The sequence below is a fragment of the [Mycobacterium] manitobense genome (genome assembly GCF_025821665.1).
Lineage (GTDB): Bacteria > Actinomycetota > Actinomycetes > Mycobacteriales > Mycobacteriaceae > Mycobacterium > Mycobacterium arseniciresistens.
In genome coordinates, this window is record NZ_JACKSJ010000066.1 from 1 (window position 1) to 376 (window position 376).

At 58.5% G+C, this 376-nt stretch carries 1 pseudogene; it reads left to right on the forward strand.

What is annotated here, in order from left to right:
- Positions 1–45: 45 nt before the first annotated feature.
- Positions 46–376, forward strand: a pseudogene (locus H7I41_RS09320) (hypothetical protein); the annotation flags it as partial.

Below are 376 nucleotides of genomic sequence, written 5' to 3' on the forward strand. Positions count from 1 at the left end.
GCTCCGGACCAGTCTCCCGTCATCACCGAGGACACCGTACTCAACATGACGTTCCCGGCCGGGACGTGTGGGGATGGATACTCCGGCTGGTCTCATGACGCCCCCATTACTGTGACCAACGGCGACGGGGAGTCCCGCACTGCATCTGGTGAGTTCGGTGGAGCATCGATCAGAGAAGCTAAGCTGATCGGACTGTTGGATGCCGATGAGGACGGCGTCGAGGAAGCGGTCGTCTCGTTCGTCTGCTTCGGATCAACCTTCGCAATGTGCTGTGCAGGGCGCTCTTCAAACATGCTGTATGTAGGAGTATTCGACTTCACAGACCCACTTGCACCCCAGGCGATCGGTGAAACCATCAGACCTGGTGTATCACCGG